The organism is Kineococcus deserti (assembly GCF_050871945.1).
Classification (GTDB): domain Bacteria; phylum Actinomycetota; class Actinomycetes; order Actinomycetales; family Kineococcaceae; genus Kineococcus.
This window is the reverse complement of the sequence record NZ_JBJLSI010000008.1, coordinates 109,406-135,468: the sequence shown is the minus strand read 5'-3', so window position 1 is coordinate 135,468 and position 26,063 is coordinate 109,406. Positions and strand designations below refer to the sequence as shown.

Below are 26,063 nucleotides of genomic sequence, written 5' to 3'. Positions count from 1 at the left end.
GCGCTCGTGACCGAGAGCAGCGTCGAACTCCGTCCGTCCCGTCGTCTCGTGCTGACCGCCGGTGCCGCCCTCGCCGGCGCCGCAGCCGTTCCCCTGGCCGCCGGCGCGGCGGCGGCCGCCCCGGACCACGGCTGGCCCACGCCGTTCGTCGTGGGTCACCGTGGGGCGTCGGCCTACCGCCCCGAGCACACGGTCGCCTCCTGGGAACTCGCCGCCCGGATGGGGGCCGAGGTCGTCGAACCCGACCTGGTGCCGACGAAGGACGGGGTCCTCGTCTGCCGGCACGAACCGGAGATCTCCGGGACCACCGACGTCGCCGACCACCCCGAGTTCGCCGACCGGCGGGCGACGAAGGTCGTCGACGGCGTCGAGTACACGGGCTGGTTCACCGAGGACTTCACCTGCGCCGAACTGCGCACGTTGCGCGCCGTCGAGCGGCTTCCCGAACTGCGGCAGCACAACACGGTCTACGACGGGCTGTGGACGGTCCCGACCTTCCGCGAGGCGCTGCAGACCCGGGCGCGGCTGTCCGACGAACTGGGACGCACCGTGGGGATCATCCCGGAGATCAAGCACTCGACCTACTTCTCCGGGCTCGGGTTCGACGTCGAGGCCTCCGTCGTCGCGGAGCTCGAGGAGTTCGGGCTGAACTCGGCCGACGCTCCCGTCGTCGTGCAGTCCTTCGAGCTGACCAACCTGGTGGAGCTGCGCACGACGTACGGCCTGCGCACGCCGACGGTCTTCCTGGTCTCGGCCGAGGGCGCCCCCGCCGACCTCGTCGCGGCCGGTGACCCGCGGCAGTACGCCGACCTGCTCGTCCCGAGCGCGCTGCGCGACCTGGCCCGGCACGTCGACCAGATCGGCCCCTCGCTGGCGCAGGTGACCAGCGGCCTGGTCGAGGACGCGCACGCCGCGGGGCTGCAGGTGGTCCCCTACACGCTGCGGCCGGAGAACTCCTTCCTGCCCCCGCAGTTCCAGGACGGTGAGGACCCCGCCGCCTGGGGGCGCGTCCTGGACTACGCCCAGGAGCTGTTCGAGACCGGGATCGACGGGCTGTTCACCGACGCCCCCGACGTGGCTGTCGTGGCGCGGGAGCACTTCCTGGGCCGGTAGTCCTCCTGCGGGTGGACGGGACGGTTCCACCCGCGGGCCGATGCCCCGGCGGGGTTCCCGGCCGATGCTCGTGGTGTCGGTTCGGGAAGCTCGTCGGGAGGCGCGGAGATGGACGTCGTCGTGGGGATCGTGGTCGCTGCGGTGGGTCTGGTGGGGGTGGTGGTCCTGGCGGCCATGGCGGCCGCGGGCGGGGCGGCGCGCGGCGGCCGCAGCGGGGACCAGCTCCTCGTGGCGCCGCGCGGGGCGCGGTACGGGGACGCCACGCGCGTGGTGCTGTCGGCGGCCCGCGCCCAGCAGGAGCAGGAAGCCCGCGTGGTGCACCTGCACGAGCGCCGTCGCCGCGGCCCCGACGCCAGCGGTCACGCCGCCTGAGCTGTGGCCGGCGCCCGCCGGGACGCCCGCGTCCACGGTGGGGACCTCCCTGCGCGGAGGAGGGAGAGGCCGCGGTCCGCCGTTCTCCGGCTGCCTCTGGTGGCGTCCGCCGCGCGCGGGCATCCTGCGGAGGTGCGGACGGGGCGAGGACGTCTCGCCCACCGCCGACCCGAGGAGCCCACCGTGGACCCACAGCCCACCGGCCGCGTCGAACGGCGCGGAACGCGGTGCGACATCGTCCTGACGCGGAACCTGCACGTGCCCGTCGGGGAGGTGTGGTCCACCCTCACCGAGTCCGAGCGGACGGCGGCGTGGATCGGCCCCTGGACGGGGGACCCGGCCTCGGGGCGGGTGGCGCTGACCATGACGGCCGAGGAGGCCGGCCCGCCCGCGGACGTCGAGGTCCTGGAGTGCGCGCCGCCGACCCGGCTGCGGCTGGCGACCGCGGCCGGCGACTCCACCTGGGTCGTGGAGTTCACGCTGGCCGAGCAGGACGGGGCCACCGTCGTGACGTTCGTGCACGGCGACGTCGACCCCGCCGCCGTGGAGAGCGTCGGCCCGGGGTGGGAGTTCTACCTCGACCGGCTGGCCGCCGTGGTGGCCGGTGGCGACCCCGCGGCCGTCGACTTCGACCGCGACTACCACCCGGCGATGGCCGGGTACTACCGGCAGGAGTGACGACGCGCCGCCCGACCGGACCTCAGCCCGGGGGGTTCGTGGGCGAGGCCGCGGTCCCCGGTTCCAGCAGCGGTGCGATCCGGTCCCAGCGCGCGATCTGACACCCGTCGTCGCGCCGGAACGTCGTGTCGACGGCGACGCCGCCCCACGTCCCCTGCACCGTGGCCACCTGCGGTCCGCCGTAGATCATCGTGCACATGGCGTCCGGCGGGACGGGGGCCCACGGGTCGCCGGCCGCGGCGATGGCGTCGCACGCGCTGCGCGCGTCGGGGTGGTCGCCGCCGAGGACGCCGTCGGCCGAGCAGGACAGCTGCCAGCTCCGGCGCCCGCCGTGGCCGTCGTCCAGGACGACGGTGAGCAGGCTGTCCGCCGGGACGGCCTCGACGGACCCCGACGGGCTCGAACTGCTGGTCATCCCCGCTCCTCCTGCCTGCTGGTCACCGCACCCCGCGAGCCCCGCCAGCCCCGCCAGCCCCGCCACCGCCAGTGCGCTGGCACGGACACGGGCGTTGCGGTGGATGGCACTTCGCACGGTCACGGAAGTGTGACGCCGTGCGGCGCGGAGCGGTTCCACCAGCCGACACACGTCGGGTCGCAGGCCGTCACCCACCGACGCCCCCCCGCAGACGACGCGGTGATCACAACGTTGTTGTCCCGCAGTCGCTCCGGCAGAATCGGTCGGCCCCGCGAACCGCCCTGGAGGAACCGTGTCCGACCCCGCCGACGACCCCGCCGACGTTCCCTCCGACGTGCTGGCCGCCGAACAGCGCCACCTGGACCACGCCCGCGCCGAGCTCGCCCGCATGCGCCAGCACACGCTGTCCCTCGTGCCCGACGGCGGCGACGCGATCGCCGACGAGGCGCTCGCGTGGGCGCTGCACCGCCGCGCGGCCAGTCTCGTCGACGACCCCGCGAGCACGCTGTTCTTCGGGCGCACCGACCACGACGACGGCGAGAGCCTGCACATCGGCCGCCGCCACGTCACCGACGGCCGCGGCGACCCCGTCGTCGTCGACTGGCGGGCCGAGGTCTCCCGCGGTTTCTACCGCGCCACCCGCCAGGACCGGGCCGGGGTGCGGTTGCGGCGCCGGTTCGGCGTCGAGGAGGGGCGGCTGACGGCCTACGAGGACGAGCACCTCCTCGACGAGGACGAGGTCGACACCTCCAGCGCCATCCTGGCCCGCGAGATCGAACGGCCGCGGTCGGGGCCCATGCGCGACATCGTCTCCACCATCCAGCCCGAGCAGGACGCCCTCGTCCGCGCCGACGCCCAGACGACCGTGTGCGTCCAGGGTGCGCCGGGCACGGGCAAGACCGCCGTCGGGCTGCACCGTGCGGCGTGGTTGCTGTACGCGCACCGGGAACGGCTGACCCGGCAGGGAGTTCTCGTCCTGGGTCCCAACCGGGCGTTCCTGCAGCACATCTCGGCCGTCCTGCCCTCCCTGGGCGAGGTCGAGGTCGAACAGCGCACGGTCGCCGAACTCGTCACGGCCGCGGCCGAGGGCCGCAAGGAGGTGCTCGTCCGCGGCGAGGAACCCGCCGCGGTCGCGACCCTCAAGGGTGACGCGCGGATGGCCGAGGTCGTGCGCCGGGCCGTCTGGTCGGCCGTGGGTGACCCGGCGCAGGTGCTCGAGTCCGGCGCGGTCGTGGTGACCCGGGGGTCGCGGCGCTGGCGGGTTCCGGGGTACCTCGTCGCCGAACTCCTCGACGAGCTCACCCGGCGCGGCATCCGCTACGAGGCGGCGCGATCGCTGCTGCCGCAACGCCTCGCGCACGCCGTCCTGCAGCTGTTCGAGGCGGCCGGGGATTCTCCCGACGACGTCGTGCAGGACTCCGTGGCCCGCAGCCCCGAGGTGCGGCGCGCGGTGAAGGCGCTCATGCCCGCCCAGGACGCCGGCAAGGTGCTGTTCCGGTTGCTGTCCGACCGGGAGTTCCTCCTCGCCAGTTCGCAGGACGTGCTGACCGAGGCCGAACGCGACCTGCTGCTGTGGCCGAAACCCCCGCGGACCGCCGGATCGGCGCGGTGGACCGCGGCCGACGTCGTGCTGCTGGACGAGGTCCGCGACCAGTTGCAGCGCACCGCGTCCCGCGCGCACGTCGTGCTCGACGAGGCGCAGGACCTGTCCGCCATGCAGTTGCGCGCCGTCGGCCGTCGCTGCACCACGGGTGCGGCGACGGTGCTGGGCGACATCGCCCAGGGCACGACCCCGTGGTCGGCGCGCAGTTGGGACGACGTCCTGGGCCACCTCGGCAAACCCGGCGGGACCCTGGAGGTGCTGGACCGGGGTTTCCGCGTCCCGTCCGCCGTCATCGACTACGCCGCGCGGCTGCTGCCGCGCATCGCCCCGGACCTGTCGGTGCCCACGTCGGTGCGCGAGGACCCGGGACTCCTGGAGGTCCTCGAGGTTCCCGACCCCGTGCGGCGCGCGGCCGCGGTCACCGCCGAGCTCCTGGGACTGGAGGGTTCGATCGGGGTGGTCGTCGCCGCGGGTTCCGCCGACGCCGCGGCCGCCGCCCTCACGGCCGCCGGAGTGGGTTTCTCCCGCCTGGACGAGGCCGACGAACTCCCGCAACGGGTCTCACTGGTCCCCGCCGGTCTGGTGAAGGGCCTGGAGTTCGACCGGGTCGTCGTCGTGGAACCCGCCGACATCGTCGCGGGAGAGCCCGACGAGCGCACCGGGCTGCGCCGGTTGTACGTCAGCCTCACCCGCGCCGTCAGCGCGATGGTGGTCCTCCACGCCCGGGAGCTGCCCGACCTGCTGGCCGGCTGAACCGGGCTGCGGGCCGGTGCGTCAGCGCAGCTCGTCGACGAGGGCGGCCAGTTCGGCGACCTCCGAGCTGCGCAGGTCGGTCAGGGGCTGATGCCGAGCTCCCCGGCCGATGCGGGCGCGAACGTCAGGCCGCGTCCGGCCTGCACCAGCCACAACACGGTCAGGACCTGGTCGACGGTGTGGACCACGTCGTCGCGGGCGACCGGGACCGAGGAGATGACGAGGTCGTGGAAGTACCGGGCGCGGAGGGGGTGGTGCATGACCACCGGTTCCCCGGCCAGGTCCCGGGCGCCGACGGGACGCCGCAGCGGCGCCAGGCGGTGTCCGGCGGGGACGGCCACGAGCAGGGCCGCGCGGTGCATGAAGCGCGAGGCGGAGGTCTCGGCGTCGAACGGCGGCCGGGCCGGCCCGAGGTCGACCTCCTCGTGGCGCAGGGCCTCCACCCGCGACGAGGTCACCAGCTCGCGCAGGTCCAGCCGCACGTCCGGCAGTCCGCGGGTGACCGTGTTCAGCAGGGAGCCCAGGGTGCCGTACCCGGAGGCGGCCGTGAAGCCGCTGCGACCAGCCCGCGGTCCCCGCAGGACACGCGCCGGGCCGTCACCGACGCCGGTTCGGCCAGGGCCAGCATCCGGCGGGCGTCCTGCAGGAACGCCGTCCCGGCGGCGGTGAGGACCACGCGCCGGTTGTCGCGTTCGAGCAGTCGCGCACCCACGGCTCGTTCCAGCTCCTGCACCTGCCGGCTGAGCGGGGGTGCGTCATGCGCAACCGCTCGGCGGCGCGTCCGACGTGCAGCTCCTCGGCCACCGCCAGGAAACCGCGTAGCCGCTCCAGCGTCATCGCCATGCCGGACGGCATCGATCCATGCCCCGAGAACAGTGGACAGGAGTGGAGACACTGTCTACGCTCGCGACACCCGGCCAGCCAGGCGGTTCGGAGCTGCCGGCGCCGCCAGTCTCGATGAGGAGAACTGCATGTCCACGACCCGCCTCCCGCGTCGATCGTTGGTCGCTGCCGCCGGCCTCGCCCTCGGGGTCTCGCTCACCGCCTGCGGCGGCAACGTCGGTGACAGCGCCTCCTCCGAGGAGGCCTTCCCCAGCGGTCCGGTCACCCTGCTGATCGGTCAGGACCCCGGCGGCAGCACCGACCTCATCGGCCGGGCGCTGGCCGAGCAGGCCGCTGACGAACTCGGCGTCGCGATCACCGTGGAGAACCGGCCCGGCGCCAACGGCGCCCTGGCCGCCCGCGAACTGGCCGGCGCCGCGCCGGACGGGCAGACGCTGATGGTCTTCAACGGCTCCCTGGCGTACATCACCCCGCTGGCCGTCGCGGAGGACGAGGCGGTGGACATCGAGGACTACGAGGTCGTCACCGGCGTGTCCCAGGACGACTACGTCCTGGTCACCAGTCCCGACTCGGGTCTGGCGACGTTGGCCGACCTGTCGGCGGCGGGGCGCCCGCTCACCTACGGCACCACCGGTGTCGGAACCGGCAGTCAGCTGAGCCAGGCGCTGCTGTTCCAGAAGGCCGGGGTCCAGGCCACCGCCGTGCCCTTCGACGGCGGTGCTCCCACGGTGACCGCCGTCCTGGGTGGGCAGGTCGACGTCGGATCGGTGCAGCTGGGGGAGGCCAAGGCGCAGATCGACGCCGGTGAACTGGTTCCGCTGGTCGTCTTCGCCGACGAGCGCAACCCGAACATGCCCGACGTCCCGACCGCCGTGGAATCCGGGATCGAGGCCTCGGTGCAGCAGTCGCGTGCGGTGGTGGCTCCGCAGGGAACGCCCCAGGAGACGATCGACACGCTGCGCGCCGCCTTCCAGACCGCGTTCGACAGCCAGGAGTACCAGGACTTCAACACGAGCAACCTGCTGGTTCCCAACGAAGTCCCCGGTGATGAGCTGCTGGCGCAGTGGACCGAGGCCCGCGACGAGTACTCCGACTTCGTGCAGGAGAGTGGAGTGGACCTCGGCGGTCAGGGGTGAGGCAGGTGTCGACGCCAGCCGGTGGCTCCGCCCACGACCCGTCCCGGCACGAACCGCCGGACGCGACGATCCCCGTGCCGGACCGCGGTGGCCACCCGGAGGCGGTGGAACCCGAGCTCGACCTGCAGCACGAACTGCAACGGCTGGCCGAGGAGGAGAAGCTGCCCGCGGCCGGACCGTGGAGCAACCTCGCCGCGGCGCTGGTGGTCTGCGGTGTCGGGATCGCGGCCGTTTCCGGGGCCCTCGCCCTCGGGGTCGGAACCGCCCGTCAACCGGGTCCCGGGACCTTCCCGCTGCTGATCGGTGGTTTGCTCGTGGTCCTGGGGGCCGTGCTGGCGGTGCTGTCCCGGCGCACCGCTGACACCGAGGAGTTCTCCCGGGCCAGCCTGCTGGTGCTGGCCGGCCTCGTCACCATGGTGGTGTTCGTCGCGGTGATCGAACGCGTCGGGTTCGAGGTTCCCGCGGCTCTGCTGACCTTCGTCTGGCTGCGCTTCATCGGTCGGGAGAGCTGGCGCCTGTCCGTGGTGGTCAGCCTCCTCGTCGTGGCCGCCTTCTACGCCGTCTTCGTCGGTGCCCTCGCGGTGCCGATCCCCCACCTGTTCTAGGAGCGCCACATGGACTGGACGAGCCCGGTGCTCGAGGGGTTCGCCGTCGTCGCCGAACCGACGAACCTCCTGTACTGCTTCCTGGGCGTCCTCATCGGGATGCTCATCGGGGTGCTGCCGGGGCTGGGGCCGGCGGCGACCATCGCCATCCTGCTGCCGCTGACCTTCGGCATCGAACCGGTCACCGCCATCATCCTCCTGGCGGGCATCTTCTACGGGGCGCAGTACGGCGGGACGATCACGTCCGTGCTGCTGCGTCTGCCGGGTGAGGCGTCCAGCGTCGTCACCGTGTTCGACGGCTACGCGCTGGCCCGCAAGGGACGGGCCGGCACCGCCCTGGGCATCGCCGCGATGGGGTCGTTCATCGGCGGCACCGTCTCGATCGTCGCGTTGTCGTTCCTGGCTCCCGTGGTCGCCGGTTTCGCCCTGGACTTCGGCCCCCCGGAGTACACCGCGCTGGCGCTGCTGGGCATCCTGCTGGTCGCCACCGTCAGCGGTGGTGGGCGGCTGAAGGCCGTGGTCGCCGCGTGCCTCGGCCTGCTGCTGGCGACGGTCGGCCGCGACGCCTTCACCGGCGCCGAGCGGTTCACCCTGGGAAACCTGTCGCTGGGTGACGGCATCGACTTCGTGCCGATCGCGATGGGCCTGTTCGGACTGGGGGAGATCCTGCACTCCCTGGAGGAACGGCACCGCGCCGTCCAGGCGCCGGTGGCGGTTTCGAACGTCTGGCCGTCGGGGCCGGACATGAAGCAGTCCGCCGGCGCCATCGGCCGCGGCTCGGTCGTGGGTTTCGTGCTGGGCATCCTGCCCGGAGGCGGCGCCACGCTGGCCTCGCTGGCCGCCTACGCCCTGGAGAAGAAGCGGGCCCGGCACCCCGAACGCTTCGGGCAGGGCGCCGTCGAGGGCGTGGCTGCTCCCGAGAGTGCGAACAACGCGGCCGCGACGTCCTCGTTCATCCCGCTGCTGACCCTCGGCATCCCCGCGAACGCCACCATGGCGGTCATCTTCGGCGCCCTGCTCATCCAGGGCATCACCCCCGGCCCGCAGCTGGTCAGCGAGAACCCCGACCTGTTCTGGGGCGTGGTGAACTCGATGTACGTCGGAAACGTCCTGCTGCTCGTCATGAGCATCCCGCTGGTCGGTGTGTTCGTGCGGATCCTGCGGGTCCGGCCCTCCATCCTGGCGCCGATCACCGTGCTGATCACGCTGATCGGTGTCTACACCGTCAACAACAGCGTCTTCGACATCGGCCTGGTGATCGTCTTCGGCGCGCTGGGCTACCTCATGAAGAAGTTCGGCTTCGACCCGGGCCCGCTGGTGCTGGCCTTCGTGCTGGGCGCCCTGCTGGAGAACTCGTTGCGGCGTTCGCTGCTGGTCTTCGACGGTGACCCGACCGGATTCCTCACCCGGCCGATCTCCGGGGTGCTGCTGGCGGTGTTCGTCCTGGTGCTGCTCCTGCCGATCGTCCAGAAGCAGCTCGCCCGTCGCGCGGCCGCGCGCCACCACCACGACGACCGCCACCGGATGGAGGAGCACGCGTGACCGTCCTGGTCGGGTACCTGCCCACCCCCGAAGGGGAAGCTGCGTTCGAGGCCGGTCTGGCCGAAGCCCGCCGGCGCGGAGAGGACCTGCTGCTGCTGAACTCTCCGCGCTCGGGTGCGTTCGTCAGCCCCGACGTCGCCTCCGCCGACGTCGTGGGTGCGCTCACAGCACGCTCGGAGGAGGCCGGCATCCAGCTCCAGGTGCGCCAGGGCGGGCACGAGGGGGACACCGCGGAGGAGGTCCTGCGGGTCGCCGACGAGATCGACGCCTCGGTCGTGGTCATCGGCCTCCGCCGCCGGACGCCGGTGGGCAAGTTGATCATGGGCAGCAACGCCCAGCGCATCCTGCTCGAGGCCGAACGCCCGGTCCTGGCGGTCAAACCCGTCCGCCGCGGTGCGTGAGGCGGAGGCCGGGGTGCGCCGGGTGCTCGTCACCACACCCTGGCTGGTGCCCGGACATCCCGCGCACGAACTGCTCACCGGGGCCGGCGTCGCGGTCGTGCACGGCGACGCCCGGCAGCGTGCGCAGTCGGGTCGTTCCCTGGCCGCGGTCGTGGCCGAGGCCGACCCGGACGTGGTCGTGGCCGGCACCGACGCGTTCACCGCCGACGTGCTGGCCTCGGCGCCGCGCCTGCGCGCGGTGTGCCGCACCGGCGTCGGTCACGACAACGTGGACGTCGAGGCGGCCAGTGCCCGGGGGATCCTCGTGTGCACCACGCCGGGGGCCAGCGCCCGGTCGGTCGCCGAGCACACCCTGGGACTGGTCCTGGCCTGCGTGCGGTCGCTGCCGCAGAACGCCGCAGCCGTGCGCGCCGGGGACTGGCCGCAACCGGCGGGTCGGGAACTGCACGGATCGGTCCTGGGCCTGGTCGGTCTGGGCGGCATCGGCCGCATCGTGGCCCTGCTCGGCCAGGCGTTCGGCATGCGGGTGGTCGCCCACGACCCCCACCTGGACGAGGACTGGGCCGTCGAGCACGGTGTCACCGCGGTGGCGCTGGAGGAACTGCTCGCGGTCAGCGACGTGGTCAGCCTCCACGTCGGCCTCACCCCCGCCACCCGCCACCTCCTCGACGCGCGGGCGCTGGCACGGATGAGGCCGACCGCCTACCTCGTGAACACCGCCCGCGGCGGCGTCGTCGACGAGGACGCGCTGGTGGCGGCCCTGCGCGCCGGACGGCTGGCCGGGGCGGCGCTGGACACGGTGGCCGAGGAACCGCTGCCTGCGCGCAGTCCGCTGCGCGGGGTCGGCAACCTCGTCGTCACCGCACACGTCGGGGCCTCGACCGTGCAGGCCCGGGAGAGGTGCGCGCTCGCGGCGGTGCGCGCGGCCCTGGAGGTGCTCGCCGGATCCGTCCCGGAGACCGCGGTGAACGCCGAGCCGGCGGTACCTGCCCGGTCCTGAGGCCGTCGCCGGCCCGGGTCAGTGGCTGAACAGCGCGCTGACCGACTCGCCCTCGTGGATGTGCCGGATCGCGGTCGCCAGCGCCGGGGCCACCGAGATGACCGACAGGCCCGGGCGCGGACCGCCGCGCAGCGGAACCGTGTCGGTGCACACGACCTCGGTGATGTCCGGGTGCGCCAGCAGCCGGTCGAGGGCGTCGCCGGCGAAGATCCCGTGGGTGCACACGACGCGGATGCTGCGCGCCTGCAGTTCCTTGAGGCGTTCGGTGAGTTCGAAGACGGTGCTGCCCTTGGCGATCTCGTCGTCGAGCACGATGACGTCCTTGCCGGTGACGTCGCCGATGACGTTGGCGATGACGACGCGGTCGTCGGGGTAGCGCTGCTTGGCCCCGGCCGCGACGCCGCAGCCGAGCATGCGGGCGAACGCCGCGGCGGGTTTGGCGTTGCCGAGGTCGGGGGAGACCACGACGGCGTTCGACAGGTCCTCGCCCGCGAAGTGGGTGGCCAGTTCCTTCAGCGCGTGCAGGTGGTCGACGGGGATCCGGAAGAACCCGTGCACCTGCGGGGAGTGCAGCGTCATCGCCAGGACGTGGTCGGCGCCGGCGGTCTCGAGCAGGTCGGCCACGAGCCGGCCGCCGATGGAGATGCGCCCGGCGTCCTTCTTGTCCGAGCGGGCGTAGGCGTAGTGCGGCAGGACGGCCGTGACACGGCCGGCCGAGGCGTGCCGGGCGGCGTCGACCATCAGCAGCAGTTCCACCAGCGCCTCCTGCACCGGCGGGACGAGCGGCTGGACGATGAAGACGTCGCGCTGGCGGCAGTTCGCGAGCAGCTGCACCTCGAGGCAGTCGTTGGAGAACCGGCTCACCCGGGTCGGGGACAGCTCGGTCCCCATCTCCGCGGCCACGGCGGCCGCGAGCTCGGGGTGGGCCGAACCGGTGAACAGGGCGATGTCACGCAGGCTGTCTCGCACGAGGTCCGAGGCTAACGGCCGGCAGGACCTGCGCCGTGCGCGGTCGTAGGCTCGGACCATGAGCGACTCGCGTGCCTTCGACGTCGACGGCGTCCCCACCATCGCCGTCCCCGACCTCGCGCCGGACGCCGTCGTCGTCGACGTCCGCGAGGACGACGAGTGGGCCGCCGGGCACGCCCCGGACGCCGTGCACGTCCCGATGGGCCAGATCCCGCAGCGCCTGCAGGAGCTGCCCGAGGGCCGGCTGTACGTCGTCTGCCGTTCCGGCGGCCGGTCCCGCCGCACGGTGGAGTGGCTGCAGGGCCACGGGGTCGACGCGGTCAACGTCGAGGGCGGGATGGCCGCGTGGTCCGAGGCCGGCCGGCCGATGGTCGCCGACGCGGGGCAGACCCCCTTCGTCCGCTGACCCCACCGTGATCAAGCACTTGTGGACAGAAGTGCTTGATCACAGAAGTGCTTGATCACCGTGGGGGTCAGGACACCATGCGGGCCCGCTCGCGGTAACCGTCCACGCTCACCATCGGCGGGCGCTCGTCCAGGTCCAGGACGTGGGTGACGGGGCCGTAGTGGCCGTACTCGTCGCGGGCGAACTGGGTGATCGGGGGAGCCTGGCCCAACGGGCTCCCCGCCGCGCGCTGGTGCACGACGTGGGTGATCTGCGCGGCCATCCGGCCGAGGGCGGCGGTGTCCTGGTGGCTGTGCTGGCGGCGGCCGAGGTCGACCTGGGCGATCGCGGACAGCCCGCTGTGCTGCAGCGTGTCGATGAGCAGGGCGATCTCGACGCCGTACCCGCCGCAGAACGGGACGGCCTCCAGCAGGCGGCGCCGGCCGGCGTACTCACCGGCGAGCGGCTGGACCACCCCGGCCAGCTCGGGGAAGAAGCGGCTGATCAGCGGGCGGGCGACGAGCTCGGTGACCCGTCCCCCGGACGTCGAGCCCGCGCCCTTCAGCGGCCGGTCGTAGCAGCCCTTGACCAGTTCGACGCCGGGGTCGGTGAGCAGCGGGCCGAGCAGCCCGGTCACCAGCTGCGGCTGGGGGTCGACGAGGTCGCTGTCGACGAAGACGACGACGTCGCCGGAGGTCACCGCCAGCGACTTCCACAGGACCTCGCCCTTGCCCGGGCGCGAGCCCAGCTCGGGCAGCACGTCGTCGCGGTGGTGGACGACGGCGCCGGCCTGGGCCGCGACCCGGGCGGTGCCGTCGGTGGAGCCGGAGTCCACGACGACGACCTCGTCGACCAGACCGGTGTCGTCGGCCAGCCGGCGCACCATCCGCACGACCTGCCCGACCGTGGCCTCCTCGTCCAGCGCGGGCAGCACGACGCTGACCCGGGTGCCCGCCTTGCGGGCCCGCAGGCGGTCGATCGGCCAGTCCCGGGCGCGGGACGTCGACCTGTCGAACCAGGTCTGCACGGGCAGCTGCACGGGCACCTCCAGGCGCTCACGAACGGTGGTCCACCGTCGCACGGCGCCGCCGGAGGCGGTACCCGGCGGACCGAGAGTTCACGCCGGCGTCACACGGAGCGCGATCCGTCCCGGTGACGTTTCGGGCACGTTGCGCCCGCGTGTCGCGCAGGTTCCGCCCGGTGCAAGCGCACAGTGGTGAGCGGGCTACCTGGTGTGAGGGTGGTCGCAGGTTTGACCTCTTGAACGCAGGGGTATCTGCGCTTGCGTCAGCAGGACTGGAGAGGGGATCGGATGCCCACGGGAGCACGACCCGTGCCGGCGACGCACTGGGCGACGTTCGCCCACGACGCTGCGTCCGTCCCGCGCGCACGGCACGTGGTGCGCACGGTGCTCGACGGCGCCGGCCTGGACGAGATGGCGACGGCGGAGATCGAGATCGTGGTCTCCGAGATCGTCGGCAACGCCGTCCGCCACGCCCGTCCGCTGACCGACGGCGCGATCCACGTCCAGTGCGACGTGATCGCCGAGGAGCAGCCCCACGTCGAGATCGCCGTGACCGACGGCGGCTCGCCCGGGCGGGTGGTGAGCGCCCGGACGGCGGGTGAGTCGGACACCAGCGGCCGTGGCCTGTTCATCGTCGAGGGTCTGGCCGACGAGTGGGGAGTCGTCGAGGACCTCGACAACCTCAGCCGCACGGTCTGGGCCTCCTTCGGTGGCCCGACGCGGCACCACCCGCACTGACCCGTCCGGGTCAAGATCGACCACTGGGCGCGCCCGATCGGCTACGGTTCGAACACGATCCTGCACGCAGCGGGACGACGATCCGCGACCGGAAGGGGCTCCGTGGACTCGCCCGCGGCGGCCTTCCCGCTCGAGCACCTGCAGCGCACCGCGGCCGACCTGGCCGCGGCCCTCGACGTGCGCGACGCCGTCACCGCCGTCGTGCGCACCGGCCGGGACGTGCTGCACACCAACACCTGCGGCATCGCGCTGCTCGACGAGACCGGCACCGTCCTCGTCCCGCAGGAACCGCACGAGGACCTCGCCGGGCTCGGTCTGGGCCGCGCCGTGCCGCTGACGTCGGGCACCCCGAGCGCCGAGGCCGCCCGCACCCGCCGGCCCGTCCTGCTGCCCGACCGCGCCGCGCTCGCCGAGCGCTTCGGCCGTGGCCCGGGTCTCGGGCTCAACGACAGCGTCCTGGCCCTGGGCGAGCACTCCTGGGCGATGTACCCGCTGCTGGCCCGGGACCGGCTCGTCGGCGTGCTGCGCTTCGGGTTCCTGCGCGAGGGTTCGCTCGACGCCGACGAGCAGGTCTTCGCCGCGACCCTGGCCGACCAGTGCGCCCTGGCCGTCGAGCGTGCGCGGTTGCTGCACGACGCGCGCCGTTCCGAACGCCGTTACCGGACCCTCGCGAGCGCCGGCTCGCTGGACCTGTTCACCGCCCGTCCCGGCGAGGGCATCGTCACCGACCTGCCCGGCTGGGCGGCGCTCACCGGCCGTGACGTCGAGGCCCTGCGCGGGCACGGGTGGCGCGCGGACGTCCACCCGGACGACCTGCCGGTCGTGCTGGCCACCTCCGCCGAGAGCGTGAGCTCGGGGGTCGCCGCCCGGTTCCGGTTCCGGCTGCGCACGCCCGGCGGGTGGCGGACGATCGCGGCCGTCTCGGTGCCCGTGCCGGCCGATCCCACCGACCCGGACTCCGAGGTCCTGGAGTGGGTGGGGTCCTTCGACGACATCACCGACCGCGCCCGCGCGGCCGCCCGCGCGCGGTCCCTGCAGGCGCTCACCGCGGCCCTGGCCACGGCCACCACCTACCCGCAGGTCCTCGACGCGGTGCTGCACGCCAGCCTGGACGGGCCCGGCGCGGTGCGCGGCACCCTGGCCGTCGTCGAGGGGCCGGGGGAGCTGCGGGTGCACCGCATGCTCGGCGACCGCACGCGCCGCTCCACCGACCTGCCCGACGTCACCCTCGACGACCTCACCGCCCTGGCCGGGGAGCGGGGCGCCTTCCCCGCCGGCCGCGCCGGCGTGGCGGCCCTGCCCGAGCGGATCCGGCCGTACTTCGAGGCCGCCGCCGCGGCGGGCGAGGAGGCCTGGGCGGTGCTGCCGCTGGCCTCGCGCACCCGCCGGCTGGGAACCCTGACGCTCGGCTTCGCCGAGGCCGAGGCCCACGAGGAGGAGGAGCGGGAGTTCCTGCTCTCCTTCGCCCGACAGGTGGCCGCGGCCCTGGAGCGGATGCAGCTGCTGCAGCAGCAGCGCGACACCGCCGACGTGCTGGCCGAGGCGCTGCGGCCGGGGCCGTTGCCGCCGGTGCAGTGGCTGGCGACGCACCGGGTGGCCACCACCAGCGCGGGTGTCGAGGTGGGTGGGGACTGGGCCGAGCTCATCCCGCTGCCGGGGCCGGGCGGGGTCGTGAGCCGCGTCGCCGTCGTCCTGGGGGACGTCATGGGCCGTGGCGCGCGGGCGGCCACGGTGATGGGCGAGGTGCGCACCCAGGTCCGCACCCTGGCGCTCATCGATCCCCACCCGACGGCCGTGCTGCGTGGTCTGGACGCCTGCGCGCGAGCCGGCGGGGCGGACGACCTGGTGACGATCTTCTACGGCGTCCTGGACCGCGACGGGCGGCTGCTGGCCGCGAGCGCCGGGCACCTGCCACCGCTGACGTGCAGCGGGGGACCGCACTACCTCGACGTGCCGCCGGGGGTCCCGGTGGGTGTGGACGGGGACTGCCGCACCGACGTCCTGGACGTGCGGCTGGCACCGGGCAGCGGGCTCGTGGTGTTCTCCGACGGGCTGGTCGAGACGCGCAGCCGCTCGCTGACCCAGGGCCTGGAGGAGGTGCTCGAGCACTTCGGCACCGTCGCCGGCGGTGGGCCGGCCGAGATCGTCGGGACCCTGGTGGAGCGGATGGTCGGCGAGGGCACGGGCACCGCCGTCGACGACGACGTCACGGTGCTCGCGCTGCAGCTGGGATAGGTTCGCGGCCGTGCCAGCCCTGCACCCGTCCCCGACCGTCGCCGTCGTCATCCCGGCCAAGGACGAGCAGGAGCGCATCGCCGCGACCGTCCGCGCGGTGGCCGGGCTGCCCGTGGTCGACGTCGTCGTGGTCGTCGACGACGGCTCCTCGGACCTGACCTCCAAGGCCGCCCGCGACGCCGGTGCCGTCGTCGTGGCCCACGCCCGCAACCGGGGCAAGGCGGCCGCGATGCAGACGGGGGCCCGGGCGGTCGCCGACTGGGAGCGGGCCCGCCCGCGTCCCGGCGTGCGTCCGCGGCCGCTGCTGTTCGTCGACGCCGACCTGGCCGACAGCGCGGTCGCGACGGCTCCGTTGGCCGGTCCCGTCCTGGCCGGTGAGGCGGACATGACGATAGCGGTGCTGCCCCGGCAGGCGACCGCCGGTGGCGGGCACGGGTTCGTCGTGGGGTTGTCGCGCCGGGGGACGGTCGCCGCGACGGGCTGGTCCCCCGAGCAGCCGCTGTCGGGGATGCGGTGCCTGAGCCGCGCCGCCTTCGAGGCCGCGCTGCCGCTGGCGCGCGGCTGGGGTGTGGAGACGGCGCTGACGATCGACCTGCTGCGCGCCGGGTTCCGGGTGGTGGAGGTCCCGTGCGACCTGCACCACCGGGTCACCGGCCGCGACCTGCGTGCGCAGGTGCACCGGGCCAAGCAGTTCCGCGACGTGGCCCGCGCCCTGGGCCGCCGTCGCGTCGCCGACGCGCTGGGCCGCCTCACGCGTGGCTGAGGAGCTCCACGCCCCCCGCCGGGCGGCCACGTCGGCGGGGGTGCTGCTGACCGTCTGCCTGCTGTGCTGGGCGGCGGTGGCCCTGGCCGGTCCGTCGGCCGCCGTGCCGGACCTGGGCGACGGGTTCGGGTCGGTCGACCTGGGGCTGGCCCCCTCGTCGGCGACGGTGACGGTCCTGCTGGCGGTCTCGGTGCTGTCCGGTGGCGCCGGGCTCGTCGTCGGCACGCGCGCGCTGGCCCGCGGGTGGCGGCCGCGGCGGTTGCTGCTGCTGGCCGCGGCCGGGGCGGTCGTGCTGACGCTGCTGCCCCCGGTGGGGTCGGCCGACCACCTCAGCTACGCCGCCTACGGCCGCATCGCCGCGCTGGGCGGTGACCCCTACAGCCAGCCGCCGGACGCCTTCGCCGGCGGGTCCGACCCGGTGACCTCCGCCGTCCGCGACCCGTGGCGCTCGACGACGTCGGTCTACGGCCCGGTCGGCGGGCTGGCCATGGCGCTGGCCTCGCTGAGCGGCGGGGACGTCGTGCGCACCACGGTGTCCGGCTGGCAGGTGCTGCTGCTGCTGGTTTGGGCCGGGACGGCGCTGCTGGCCCGGCGGCTGGTGCGCGAGCCGGACCGCCGCGCCCGGTTCGACGTGCTGTGGACGGCCAACCCGCTGCTGCTGACGGTCGGGCTGGGCGGCGCGCACGCCGACGTCCTGGCCGGTGCGGCCGCGGTGGGGACCCTGCTGCTGGCGCGGCGCCACCCGCTGCTGGCCGGCGTGGCGCTCGCGGTGGCCGCCGGGACGAAGCTGCCGTACGGCGCGGTGGCGGTGGGCGTCGTGGTGGCCGCGGGAACGACGGGCCGCCTCAACCTCGGGTGGTTGCTGCGCGGGGTGGTCGGCAGCCTGCTGGTGCTCGTGCCGGCGCACCTGTGGGCCGGGGTGCACGTCTACGACCAGACCCGCACGGCCAGCCGGTACGTGTCGCTGGCCACGATCTGGCGTCCGCTGGTCGACGCCGGGATGCCCCGGGGGGTGCTGCTGCCCGGGATGGTGCTGGTGGTGCTGCTGGTCGCCGTCCTGTGGTGGCCGGTGCTGGTCCGGCGCGGTCCGCTGGCTCCGGCGTCGTTCGTCCCGCAGGCGGCGGGGGTCAGCACGGTGCTGGCGGCGGGGTACCTGCTGGGCGCGGCCTACGAGCTGCCCTGGTACGACCTGCTGCTGTGGGGACCGCTGGCGCTCGCCGCCCCGGCGCGGCCGCTGGGTGCCGTGTTCACCGCGGTGCTCTCGGGGCGGCTGACGTTGCTGGCGCTGGCGTACGTGCCCGGGCTGGTCGACGGGATGAGCGAGGCCGTCGAGGCCGTGACCCTGGGGTACCGCCGTGAGGTGGGGCCGTGGATCGCGTGGGCCGCCCTGCTGGTGGTCCTTGCCAGCAGCACCATTTCGCGACTAAGAGTAGAAAAACGGTGACGGTGTGGCAGAGTGGTTGCAGGTTCACGCAGCGGACGCCCGCGTGTGGACCAGCCGCTCCCACCCGGGAGCCGGGTGCCCGCGAGACCGGTCGTCGGGCGTCTGCAACGGTTCATCCGGTCGGGTGGTGTTTCCCGTGCTCGGTCAAGACCGGCCGGCCACTCCCCGAACCTCATCAAGACCGCGGGTTCCGGACCCGCACCGCGAAGCAGTCGAGCACACGGCGCGAACGGGCGTAGGGGGAGCGATGGAGCACAACAACGTGGCGGTCGTGGACGGCCACCGGGTCGAGGTCCCGACGGACTGGTGGGGCGACGTCCTGCGCACCGTCGCCGACGGGAACCGCCGCATGATCGTCGAGGACGCCGCCGGCAACCGCTTCGTGGTCGTGTCCGAAGCCCGCTACCGGGCCCTGGAGGACGCCGAGCGTGCGCAGACCCCGGGGCGCCCCGGTGTGAGCCTCACCGCCCGCGAGCAGGAGATCCTGCAGATGATCGCCGACGGCTGCCCCGGCTCGGTCGTCGCCGAACGCCTGGGACTGGCGCCCAACACCGTCGCCCAGCACCTGGCGTCGGTCCGCCGCAAGTACGGGGTCCGGTCCTCCGCGGCCGCCGCGGCCGTCGCCCGCCAGGACGGCCTCATCTCCTGAGCCTCATCTCCTGAGCCTCACGCGGTCCTGCCGGATCCCCGCAGGACCCGCGGGGCCGCGGAGGTGTCACGGGCTGGGCATCGTGAAGCCCACGATCTGCTCGGTGCCCCCGTCCTCGCCGAGCAGGGCGTGCCCGACGCTCGAGAGCCAGTGCACCGAGCCGTCGTCGTGCACGACCCGGAAGCGCAGGCTCAAGGAGGACTGCTTCTCGAAGGACTCCCGGGTCAGCGCCTCGACCCGGTCCCTGTCGGCCGGGTGGACGCGGTGCAACGACTCGCCCCACGGCAGCCGGTGCTGACGCGCCGGCAACCCCAGCAGCCCGCTCACGCGCTCGTCGAGGTCGACGACACGGGGCTCCAGGTGCATCGCGAAGGCGCCCGACGGCGTCTGCGGCAGCCCCCGGGTCGCCACCCAGGTCCGCATGGCCTGCGGATCGATCGTCGCCGCCGTCAGGTCCACCCGGGCCCGCAGCTCGGCCGGCAGTTCCTCCAGGACCTCCCGCCCCAGCGGGCTCGTCAGGAGCAGACGGACCAGCACCTGGAACGGGATCGCGTCCCCCTGCACCAGCAACCCGGTGCGCCGGCCGTGGTCGTCGTCGAGGGCGAGGCTGTCGACCAGCGCGGTGGTCCGCGGGTCCGGCCCCGGCGGGAGGTCCTCCCCCCACAACGCGTCGAGATCGGTGCGCACCTGCTCGGCGCGGCGGCGGACGTGGTGTTCACGGGAGAGCCGGTCGTCGTCCACCTGCTCCCTCTCGATCGTGCGGGCCTGGGTACAGGATGCCCTGCCCGAGCTCGTCCGCACCACGCCGCGGCCCACGAGTCCACTCGTCGGGCGCACGCACCTCCCCCCGGTGGGAGCATGGAGGAGCCATGACGCTCACCGAACTCGCGCTCCCCGACCTCCTCCCCGCCCCGGGGACCGCCGCCGCCGCCGACCCCGACGCGGTCTACGAGGCGTTCTCGACGTGGGTCACCTCCCGCGGGATCTCGCTGTACCCCGCGCAGTCCGAAGCCCTCATCGAGGTGGTCTCCGGCTCCAACGTCGTGCTCGCCACCCCCACCGGCTCCGGCAAGTCGCTGGTCGCGGCCGGTGCGCACGCCGCGGCGCTCGCGGCCGGCGTCCGGTCCTTCTACACGGCCCCGCTCAAGGCGCTGGTGAGCGAGAAGTTCTTCGCCCTCGTCGAGACGTTCGGCGCGCAGCGGGTCGGGATGATGACCGGCGACGCGTCGGTGAACCCGGGTGCGCCGATCATCTGCTGCACCGCCGAGGTGCTCGCGAACCTCGCGCTGCGCTCGGGGGCGTTCGCCGACGTCGGCCAGGTCGTGATGGACGAGTTCCACTTCTACGCCGACCCCGACCGCGGCTGGGCCTGGCAGGTCCCCATCGTCGAACTGCCGCAGGCGCAGTTCCTGCTGATGTCGGCGACGCTGGGTGACGTCAGCGCGCTGCGGGACGACCTGACCCGCCGGACCGGCCGCGGCACCGCGGTCGTCACCTCCGTCGAGCGGCCCGTGCCGCTGCACTACTCCTACGCGGCGACCCCGCTGCAGGAGACCGTCGAGGAACTGCTGCAGACCGACCGCGCCCCCGTCTACGTCGTCCACGCCACCCAGGCCGCCGCGGTCGAGCAGGCGCAGGCGCTGACCAGCGCCAAGATCGCCACCCGCGAGCAGCGCGACGCCATCGCCGAGGCCATCGGCCACTTCCGGTTCTCCGCCGGTTTCGGCAAGGTCCTGTCCCGGCTGCTGCGGATGGGCGTCGGCGTCCACCACGCCGGGATGCTGCCGAAGTACCGCCGGCTCGTGGAGACCCTGGCCCAGGCCGGGCTGCTGAAGGTCATCTGCGGCACCGACACCCTCGGGGTCGGGATCAACGTCCCCATCCGCACCGTGCTGTTCGCCGGGCTGACGAAGTTCGACGGCCGGCGCAACCGGCACTACCGGGCCCGGGAGTTCCACCAGATCGCCGGCCGCGCCGGACGGGCCGGTTTCGACACCGCCGGGACCGTCGTCGTGCAGGCCCCCGAGCACGAGGTCGAGAACGCCCGCCGGCTCGCCAAGGCCGGTGACGACCCCAAGAAGCAGAAGCGGGTGCAGCGGGTCAAGGCGCCGGAGGGTTTCGTCTCCTGGTCGCAGCAGACGATGGACAAGCTGATCGTCGCCGAACCCGAGCAGCTCACCTCGCACTTCCGGGTCACCACGTCGATGCTGCTCAACGTCCTGCAGCGGCCGGGAAACCCCGTCGAGGCGATGCGGCACCTGCTGCTGGACAACCACGAACCGCGCAAGAACCAGCTCAAGCACGTGCGCCGTGCCGTCGACCTGGCCCGCGCGCTGTTCGACGCCGGCATCGTCGAGAAGCTGCCCGAACCGCTGCCCGACGGCCGGCAGGTCCGCCTGGTCGCCGACCTGCAGCTGGACTTCGCGCTGAACCAGCCGCTGTCCCCGTTCGCGCTGGCCGTCGTCGACGAACTGCTCGACAAGGCCTCGCCCACCTACGCCCTCGACGTCGTCTCGGTCATCGAGTCGACGCTGGACGAGCCGATGAAGGTGCTGCTGGCGCAGAAGTCGAAGGCCAAGGGCGAAGCGGTGCAGCGCATGAAGTCCGAGGGCATCGAGTACGAGGAGCGCATGAACCTCCTCGAGGAGGTCGAGTGGCCGATGCCGCTGGCCGAGGAACTGCGGGGCGCCTACGAGACGTACCGCGCCGGCAACCCCTGGGTCGCCGACTACGAGGTGAAACCCAAGTCCGTCGTGCGCGACATGTACGAGCGGGCCATGACCTTCGGCGACTACGTGCAGCACTACCAGCTCGCCCGCTCCGAGGGCCTGGTCCTGCGGTACCTGTCCGACGCCTACAAGGCGCTGAAGCAGACCGTGCCCGACGACGCCCGCACCGAGGAACTCACCGACGTCGTGGAGTGGCTCGGCGAAGTGGTGCGGCAGACCGACTCCTCGCTGCTGGCCGAGTGGGAGGCGCTGCGCGACGGGGTGGAACCGGCCGACGTCGAGAACGTCGTGGCGCCGAAGGAGGAGGAGGCCCCGCCGGTCACCGCGAACGTCCGCGCGTTCCGCGTCCTGGTGCGCAACGCGATGTTCCGGTTCGTCGAACTCTGCGCGCTGGACCGGCCGGAAGCGCTGGCCGCGCTGGACGGCTCGCCCGACGAGGACACCTGGGCCGACCAGCTCGACGCCTACTACGACGAGCACGACACCATCGGCACCGGCCCGGACGCCCGCGGCCCGCACCTGCTGCAGGTCGACGACGGCTCGGGCCCGGACGCCAAGGGGTCGCCGCGCAACTGGTACGTGCGGCAGGTGCTGGAGGACCCGGCCGGGGACCGCGACTGGGGCGTCGTGGCCGAGGTCGACCTGGACGCCTCCGACGAAGCGGGCGCGGCCGTCCTGAAGGTCGCAGGTCTCCTCCGTCTCTGACCCCCGACCCTCCACGGCGATCAAGGATTCGACTGCGGTGATCAAGGAATCGTCCCTTGCCTGGGGCCTCGACCGGGCCGTCCGCCACCTCAACCACGGCTCGTTCGGCGCCGTCCCGCAGTTCGCCCTCGACCGGCAGGCCGAGTACCGCGCCCTCATGGAGGGCGCGCCGGTCCGCTGGTTCGTGGGGGTTCCGCAACGCATCGCCGACGCTCGCGCGCGGGTCGCGCCGTACCTCGGGGTTCCGGTCGACGACCTCGCGTTCGTGCCCAACGCCAGCGCGGGTGCCAGTGTCGTCTTCACCAGCCTGCCGGTCGAGCACGGCTGCGAGATCGTCGTCACCGACCACGGCTACGGCGCCGTGACGATGGGCGCGCAGCGGCTGGCCCGCCGCTGGGGCGGCACGGTCCGCACCGCTCACGTCCCGCTCGCGGCCGGCCCGCAGGAGGCGTGCGCGGCGATCACCGCGGAGTTCTCCGACCGGACGGCCCTGGTCGTCCTCGACCACGTCACCTCGCCGACGGCACGGTTCCTGCCCGTCGACCTGGTCAGCGCGGCCGCGCGGGAACGGGGCATCCCCGTCCTCGTCGACGGTGCGCACGTCCCGCTCGTGCTCGAAGAACCGCTGGCCGGGGTCGACTGCGACGTGTGGGTCGGCAACCTGCACAAGTTCGGCTGCGCCCCGCGGGGGACCGGGGTCCTCGTCGCCCGCGGGCCGGTCCGTTCCGAGCTCAACCCGCTGGTCGACTCCTGGGGAGCGGGCAAGCCGTTCCCGGCCGCCTTCGACGAACAGGGGACCCAGGACTTCACGAGCTGGCTCGCCGCGCCCGACGCCCTCGACGTGGTCGAGCGGGAGATCGGCTGGAAGGCGGTGCGGCACAACGCCGCCGACCTCGTCGAGCGGGGCGCGCAGGTCGTCGCCCGAGCGTTCACCGCCGCCACGGGGGAGGACCACCGGGTCGACGTCGGGATGCCCGCCGTCCCGTTCCGCCTCGTGCGGCTGCCGAGGGGACTGGTGCTGGGCGGACACGAGTTGCGGGACCGGGTGCTGGCCGAGTTCGACGTCGAGGCCGCGTTCACCGCGTTCGGGGACGACGCCTTCGTCCGGCTGGCCGCCCACGCCTACAACACCCTCGACGACTACGAGGACTTCGCCGCCCGGGTCGTGCCCGCACTGCTGGAGTGGTCCCACTAGGCTCGCGCTCGTGCAGACGAGGACGTTGGGCAGGACGGGTCGACCCGTCGGAGTGATCGGCATGGGCTGCTGGCAGATCGGCGGCAGCTGGGGAACGGTGGACGAGGACGCGGCCCTGGCCACGTTGCAGGCGGCCGCCGAGGCCGGGGTCACCTTCTTCGACACCGCGGACGTGTACGGCGACGGCCGCAGCGAACGGCTGCTGGGCCGGTTCCTGCCGGACGCGCCCGAGGGCGTCGTGGTGGCGACCAAGATGGGCCGCCGCGCCGACCCGCACGTGGCCGAGGCGTACACCCTCGACGCGTTCCGGGCCTGGAACGACCGCAGCCGGGAGAACCTCGGCGTGGACACCCTGGACCTGGTACAGCTGCACTGCCCGCCGCCGCAGGTCCTGCACACCGACGCCGTCTTCGACGCGCTCGACACCCTCGTCGACGAGGGCCGGACCAAGGCCTACGGCGTGTCCGTCGAGACCGTCGCCGAGGGCCTGGCCGCCGTGGCCCGCCCGAACGTGGCGAGCGTGCAGATCATCCTCAACCCGCTGCGGCTCAAGCCCGTCACCGAGTTCCTCCCGGCCGCCGCCGAGGCCGGGGTCGGCGTCGTCGTGCGGGTTCCGCTGGCCTCGGGCCTGCTGTCGGGCAAGATCGACGAGAACACGACGTTCCCCGCCGACGACCACCGCAACTTCAACCGCAACGGCGAGTCCTTCGACGTCGGCGAGACGTTCGCCGGGGTTCCGCTCGGCGCCGGTGTGCAGGCGGCCCGCCGCCTGGCCGACGTCGCCGGCGACGCACCGCTGGCCGCCTTCACCCTGCGCTGGATCGTCGAGCAGCCCGGGGTGAGCGTCGTGATCCCCGGCGCGCGCAACCCCGAGCAGGCGGCGGGGAACGCCGCGGCCGCCGACCTGCCGGCCCCCACGGCCGACCAGCTCGAGGCCGTCGAGGAGGTCTACCGCGACCTCGTGGCCGAGCACGTCCACGACCGCTGGTGACGTTCAGTCCGCCAGCCGGAACGCCAGTTCCGTCTCCCACCGGTCCATGTCCGGCTCCTCGCGGGGATCGGTGAGGTAGTTCTCCAGCCGGCACCCCCACACCTCCCCGTCCGGGCCGGGTGAGGCGTCGAAGGCGAGTCCCTCGCGTTCGGCCCAGCGCAGCAGGTCGCCGGTCGCCCCGACCAGGTCGTCGGGGTGACCGGTGTGGACGACGGTGGCGTACCGGCCGGCGGGCAGCGTGCCGGCGTACACCTCCCCGGCGGCCTCCACCGGTCCGTCGACGGGGATGCCCGCCTCGACGACCAGCTCACGCTCCATGTCGATGACGAGGTAGCGCAGGAACGGGGCGCCGGCCGGGGCGTGCCCGTTCTCCAGCACCCAGCCGACGACCTCGGGGATGCGGTCGGCGATGTCCGCCATCGTGGTCATCGTCACCGTCCGCCGGGTGCCCACGTAGGGGACGGCAGCGCGTCCGGTGACGACCGGGTCCTGGGTCAGTGTCGTGTGCACGACCGGCAGACCCCGGGCGTCCCGCGAACTCATCGGGACCGCGGCTGCCCGGTGGGGCTGCGGCGCCGCTGGACGGGCAGGTCGGCACCGCGCAGGCTCCGTCCCCGCCGCCGGTTGCGCACCAGCGAGCTGACCAGCGAGGCGCCGATGACGACGGCCCCGAACCAGGCCGCGAGCGCCGCCGGGATCGTCGTGACCAGCGAGGCCCACAGCAGGATCCCCAGGACGCCCAGCACGTAGGCGGCACCGGCGGGCAGGTGCTCGTAGCGTTTGAGCGCCTCGCCGGCGTCGAGCTTGCGGGTCAGCCGGACCAGGAACACCGCGCCGATGCTGACCCCGGCCAGGGCGATCGCGAGCCGCACCCACACCGGCAGGTCCGTGCCGGTGTCGGTGAAGGAGTAGGTGTCGTCGAGGACCTCCAGCAGCAGGAACACCGCCAGCGCGCGTTCGACGACGACGGCGAGGGCGTGGGTGGCCACGTGCCGGGCACCCAGCTTCACCAGCGCGTACCCACCGATCCCGACGAGCCCGGCGACCGCGACGGTGTCCCGGTCGGTGGGCGCCCCGACCCAGGCGGCCAGACCGGCCAGGACGGCCGCGACGGCGAACTGCACGACGCGCGGTCGGCGCAGCCGGAAGAACGGCCGTTCCAGCGGCGCGATCCACAACGGCCGGTCCTTGCGCTCGCAGTTGAACAGGAACTCGCTGAAGACCAGCCACAGGAACACCCCGCCGAAGCCGGCGAGTTCGGGACGGACACCGTCGAGGGCGGCCGCGTACCCGGCCGGGTCGGCGACCATGTCCGCCGTCGTCTCGGCGACGTGCTCGCCGCCGGCGGTGGCCACGGCCAGCGGCGGGACGAACAGCCGCATGACGACGACCCCGGCGAACAGGCCGGCGGTCAGGAACACCTGCCGCATCCGTGGGTGCAGCCGGCCGGCCACCCCCGCCATCGGCACGGCGTTGTCGACGCTGAGGGCGATCTCGTAGCAGGCCAGGGTGACCAGGGCGGCGGCCGCGTACGGGCCGTCGAGCGCCCAGGCCGCCGCACCCGCGGCCACCACGAGGGCGAGGGGGAGGCCGAGGACGTTGCGGTCGGAGGCGTTGGCGGAGCGGACGGGGCGCAGGGTGCGGCGCACGGGTCTCCCGGGATCTGGCTGGACGGGGGTCGCGGCGCCGTCACCGTCGATCCACCGTGGCACGGGCGGCGAGCGCCCGCCAGTGCGGCAGGATGACCGCACACGACGAAGGGGTGTGTGGTGAGG

General features: G+C 73.9%; 26 protein-coding genes. 18 read left to right on the top strand and 8 right to left on the bottom strand.

Going from position 1 to position 26,063, the window contains the following annotated elements:
- Nucleotides 1-6: 6 nt before the first annotated feature.
- From ACRYR2_RS09145 to ACRYR2_RS09135, 3 genes are all read left to right on the top strand, one after another.
- Nucleotides 7-1,113 (top strand): glycerophosphodiester phosphodiesterase family protein, encoded by a 1,107-nt coding sequence (locus tag ACRYR2_RS09145; RefSeq protein WP_432562540.1) that lies wholly within the window; start codon nucleotides 7-9, stop codon nucleotides 1,111-1,113.
- A gap of 108 nt (nucleotides 1,114-1,221) precedes the next feature.
- Complete coding sequence (locus ACRYR2_RS09140; protein ID WP_432562539.1) at nucleotides 1,222-1,485, top strand: hypothetical protein; 264 nt, start codon at nucleotides 1,222-1,224, stop codon at nucleotides 1,483-1,485.
- 183 nt (nucleotides 1,486-1,668) lie between these two features.
- Complete coding sequence (locus ACRYR2_RS09135; RefSeq protein ID WP_432562538.1) at nucleotides 1,669-2,163, top strand: SRPBCC family protein; 495 nt, start codon at nucleotides 1,669-1,671, stop codon at nucleotides 2,161-2,163.
- Between the two features lie 22 nt (nucleotides 2,164-2,185).
- Here ACRYR2_RS09135 and ACRYR2_RS09130 read toward each other — a convergent pair whose 3' ends face one another.
- Nucleotides 2,186-2,578 carry an SSI family serine proteinase inhibitor gene (locus ACRYR2_RS09130; RefSeq protein WP_432562537.1) on the bottom strand — a complete coding sequence of 131 codons (393 nt, stop codon included), beginning with the start codon at nucleotides 2,576-2,578 and terminating at the stop codon, nucleotides 2,186-2,188.
- A 292-nt stretch (nucleotides 2,579-2,870) separates the two neighbouring features.
- On the opposite strand from ACRYR2_RS09130, the gene ACRYR2_RS09125 reads away from it, so the two are divergent.
- Nucleotides 2,871-4,934, top strand: a complete 2,064-nt coding sequence (locus ACRYR2_RS09125) for a HelD family protein (protein ID WP_432562536.1) — start codon at nucleotides 2,871-2,873, stop codon at nucleotides 4,932-4,934.
- An 80-nt stretch (nucleotides 4,935-5,014) separates the two neighbouring features.
- On the opposite strand, the gene ACRYR2_RS09120 is transcribed toward ACRYR2_RS09125, so the two are convergent.
- Both ACRYR2_RS09120 and ACRYR2_RS09115 read right to left on the bottom strand, forming a co-directional pair.
- On the bottom strand, nucleotides 5,015-5,446 hold the full coding sequence (locus ACRYR2_RS09120; RefSeq protein ID WP_432562583.1) for a LysR substrate-binding domain-containing protein: 432 nt from the start codon (nucleotides 5,444-5,446) through the stop codon (nucleotides 5,015-5,017).
- Nucleotides 5,443-5,646 (bottom strand): hypothetical protein, encoded by a 204-nt coding sequence (locus ACRYR2_RS09115; protein WP_432562535.1) that lies wholly within the window; start codon nucleotides 5,644-5,646, stop codon nucleotides 5,443-5,445. The genes ACRYR2_RS09120 and ACRYR2_RS09115 overlap by 4 nt, the downstream gene beginning before the upstream one ends.
- Nucleotides 5,647-5,905: 259 nt before the next feature.
- Between ACRYR2_RS09115 and ACRYR2_RS09110 the strand changes: the two genes are divergently transcribed.
- Genes ACRYR2_RS09110 through ACRYR2_RS09090 form a run of 5 tightly spaced genes read left to right on the top strand, consistent with a single transcriptional unit; the run spans nucleotide 5,906 to nucleotide 10,461 of the window.
- Nucleotides 5,906-6,913, top strand: a complete 1,008-nt coding sequence (locus tag ACRYR2_RS09110; protein ID WP_432562534.1) for a Bug family tripartite tricarboxylate transporter substrate binding protein — start codon at nucleotides 5,906-5,908, stop codon at nucleotides 6,911-6,913.
- Between the two features lie 5 nt (nucleotides 6,914-6,918).
- A complete protein-coding gene (locus ACRYR2_RS09105; RefSeq protein WP_432562533.1) occupies nucleotides 6,919-7,518 on the top strand; it encodes a tripartite tricarboxylate transporter TctB family protein in 600 nt (199 codons plus the stop codon).
- 9 nt (nucleotides 7,519-7,527) lie between these two features.
- The gene (locus tag ACRYR2_RS09100; protein WP_432562532.1) at nucleotides 7,528-9,060 is read left to right on the top strand and encodes a tripartite tricarboxylate transporter permease; all 1,533 of its coding nucleotides are present in this window, start codon (nucleotides 7,528-7,530) and stop codon (nucleotides 9,058-9,060) included.
- Nucleotides 9,057-9,461: a universal stress protein gene (locus ACRYR2_RS09095; protein ID WP_432562531.1), complete on the top strand. Its 405-nt coding sequence runs from the start codon at nucleotides 9,057-9,059 to the stop codon at nucleotides 9,459-9,461. The genes ACRYR2_RS09100 and ACRYR2_RS09095 overlap by 4 nt, the downstream gene beginning before the upstream one ends.
- A gap of 22 nt (nucleotides 9,462-9,483) precedes the next feature.
- The gene (locus ACRYR2_RS09090) at nucleotides 9,484-10,461 is read left to right on the top strand and encodes a phosphoglycerate dehydrogenase (protein WP_432562530.1); all 978 of its coding nucleotides are present in this window, start codon (nucleotides 9,484-9,486) and stop codon (nucleotides 10,459-10,461) included.
- A gap of 18 nt (nucleotides 10,462-10,479) precedes the next feature.
- Here the strand turns inward: ACRYR2_RS09090 and ACRYR2_RS09085 are convergent, their stop codons facing one another.
- Complete coding sequence (locus tag ACRYR2_RS09085) at nucleotides 10,480-11,418, bottom strand: ribose-phosphate diphosphokinase (RefSeq protein ID WP_432562582.1); 939 nt, start codon at nucleotides 11,416-11,418, stop codon at nucleotides 10,480-10,482.
- 70 nt (nucleotides 11,419-11,488) lie between these two features.
- Between ACRYR2_RS09085 and ACRYR2_RS09080 the strand changes: the two genes are divergently transcribed.
- Entirely contained in the window at nucleotides 11,489-11,836 is a 348-nt protein-coding gene (locus tag ACRYR2_RS09080) for a rhodanese-like domain-containing protein (RefSeq protein ID WP_432562529.1), read from the top strand.
- A gap of 67 nt (nucleotides 11,837-11,903) precedes the next feature.
- Here the strand turns inward: ACRYR2_RS09080 and ACRYR2_RS09075 are convergent, their stop codons facing one another.
- Complete coding sequence (locus tag ACRYR2_RS09075; RefSeq protein ID WP_432562528.1) at nucleotides 11,904-12,854, bottom strand: glucosyl-3-phosphoglycerate synthase; 951 nt, start codon at nucleotides 12,852-12,854, stop codon at nucleotides 11,904-11,906.
- A gap of 294 nt (nucleotides 12,855-13,148) precedes the next feature.
- Between ACRYR2_RS09075 and ACRYR2_RS09070 the strand changes: the two genes are divergently transcribed.
- The 5 genes from ACRYR2_RS09070 (at nucleotide 13,149) to ACRYR2_RS09050 (ending at nucleotide 18,668) form a co-directional block, all read left to right on the top strand.
- Nucleotides 13,149-13,577, top strand: a complete 429-nt coding sequence (locus ACRYR2_RS09070; RefSeq protein ID WP_432562527.1) for an ATP-binding protein — start codon at nucleotides 13,149-13,151, stop codon at nucleotides 13,575-13,577.
- Nucleotides 13,578-13,679: 102 nt separating this feature from the next.
- Complete coding sequence (locus ACRYR2_RS09065) at nucleotides 13,680-15,812, top strand: SpoIIE family protein phosphatase (RefSeq protein ID WP_432562526.1); 2,133 nt, start codon at nucleotides 13,680-13,682, stop codon at nucleotides 15,810-15,812.
- Nucleotides 15,813-15,822: 10 nt separating this feature from the next.
- Nucleotides 15,823-16,575: a glycosyltransferase family 2 protein gene (locus ACRYR2_RS09060; protein ID WP_432562525.1), complete on the top strand. Its 753-nt coding sequence runs from the start codon at nucleotides 15,823-15,825 to the stop codon at nucleotides 16,573-16,575.
- The gene (locus ACRYR2_RS09055) at nucleotides 16,568-18,019 is read left to right on the top strand and encodes a hypothetical protein (protein WP_432562524.1); all 1,452 of its coding nucleotides are present in this window, start codon (nucleotides 16,568-16,570) and stop codon (nucleotides 18,017-18,019) included. Before ACRYR2_RS09060 ends, ACRYR2_RS09055 begins: the two co-directional genes overlap by 8 nt.
- Nucleotides 18,020-18,266: 247 nt before the next feature.
- Complete coding sequence (locus tag ACRYR2_RS09050; RefSeq protein ID WP_432562523.1) at nucleotides 18,267-18,668, top strand: response regulator transcription factor; 402 nt, start codon at nucleotides 18,267-18,269, stop codon at nucleotides 18,666-18,668.
- A gap of 66 nt (nucleotides 18,669-18,734) precedes the next feature.
- On the opposite strand, the gene ACRYR2_RS09045 is transcribed toward ACRYR2_RS09050, so the two are convergent.
- Complete coding sequence (locus tag ACRYR2_RS09045; protein ID WP_432562522.1) at nucleotides 18,735-19,409, bottom strand: PAS domain-containing protein; 675 nt, start codon at nucleotides 19,407-19,409, stop codon at nucleotides 18,735-18,737.
- Between the two features lie 128 nt (nucleotides 19,410-19,537).
- Here ACRYR2_RS09045 and ACRYR2_RS09040 point away from each other — a divergent pair, with 128 nt between their 5' ends.
- Genes ACRYR2_RS09040 through ACRYR2_RS09030 form a run of 3 tightly spaced genes read left to right on the top strand, consistent with a single transcriptional unit; the run spans nucleotide 19,538 to nucleotide 24,288 of the window.
- Nucleotides 19,538-22,102, top strand: a complete 2,565-nt coding sequence (locus ACRYR2_RS09040; RefSeq protein WP_432562521.1) for a DEAD/DEAH box helicase — start codon at nucleotides 19,538-19,540, stop codon at nucleotides 22,100-22,102.
- A gap of 37 nt (nucleotides 22,103-22,139) precedes the next feature.
- Complete coding sequence (locus tag ACRYR2_RS09035) at nucleotides 22,140-23,297, top strand: aminotransferase class V-fold PLP-dependent enzyme (RefSeq protein ID WP_432562520.1); 1,158 nt, start codon at nucleotides 22,140-22,142, stop codon at nucleotides 23,295-23,297.
- A 10-nt stretch (nucleotides 23,298-23,307) separates the two neighbouring features.
- Nucleotides 23,308-24,288 (top strand): aldo/keto reductase, encoded by a 981-nt coding sequence (locus ACRYR2_RS09030; RefSeq protein ID WP_432562519.1) that lies wholly within the window; start codon nucleotides 23,308-23,310, stop codon nucleotides 24,286-24,288.
- Between the two features lie 3 nt (nucleotides 24,289-24,291).
- On the opposite strand, the gene ACRYR2_RS09025 is transcribed toward ACRYR2_RS09030, so the two are convergent.
- Nucleotides 24,292-24,831: a GyrI-like domain-containing protein gene (locus tag ACRYR2_RS09025; protein WP_432562518.1), complete on the bottom strand. Its 540-nt coding sequence runs from the start codon at nucleotides 24,829-24,831 to the stop codon at nucleotides 24,292-24,294.
- On the bottom strand, nucleotides 24,828-25,937 hold the full coding sequence (locus tag ACRYR2_RS09020) for a DUF475 domain-containing protein (RefSeq protein ID WP_432562517.1): 1,110 nt from the start codon (nucleotides 25,935-25,937) through the stop codon (nucleotides 24,828-24,830). The genes ACRYR2_RS09025 and ACRYR2_RS09020 overlap by 4 nt, the downstream gene beginning before the upstream one ends.
- Nucleotides 25,938-26,063 lie beyond the last annotated feature (126 nt).

What these genes read in the sequence shown, in the direction of transcription:
- ACRYR2_RS09080 (WP_432562529.1), top strand. Translation starts at nt 11,489, where the DNA reads ATGAGCGACTCGCGTGCCTTCGACGTCGACGGCGTCCCCACCATCGCC.
- ACRYR2_RS09025 (WP_432562518.1), bottom strand. Translation starts at nt 24,831, where the DNA reads ATGAGTTCGCGGGACGCCCGGGGTCTGCCGGTCGTGCACACGACACTG.
- ACRYR2_RS09110 (WP_432562534.1), top strand. Translation starts at nt 5,906, where the DNA reads ATGTCCACGACCCGCCTCCCGCGTCGATCGTTGGTCGCTGCCGCCGGC.
- ACRYR2_RS09040 (WP_432562521.1), top strand. Translation starts at nt 19,538, where the DNA reads ATGACGCTCACCGAACTCGCGCTCCCCGACCTCCTCCCCGCCCCGGGG.
- ACRYR2_RS09100 (WP_432562532.1), top strand. Translation starts at nt 7,528, where the DNA reads ATGGACTGGACGAGCCCGGTGCTCGAGGGGTTCGCCGTCGTCGCCGAA.
- ACRYR2_RS09140 (WP_432562539.1), top strand. Translation starts at nt 1,222, where the DNA reads ATGGACGTCGTCGTGGGGATCGTGGTCGCTGCGGTGGGTCTGGTGGGG.
- ACRYR2_RS09050 (WP_432562523.1), top strand. Translation starts at nt 18,267, where the DNA reads ATGGAGCACAACAACGTGGCGGTCGTGGACGGCCACCGGGTCGAGGTC.
- ACRYR2_RS09130 (WP_432562537.1), bottom strand. Translation starts at nt 2,578, where the DNA reads ATGACCAGCAGTTCGAGCCCGTCGGGGTCCGTCGAGGCCGTCCCGGCG.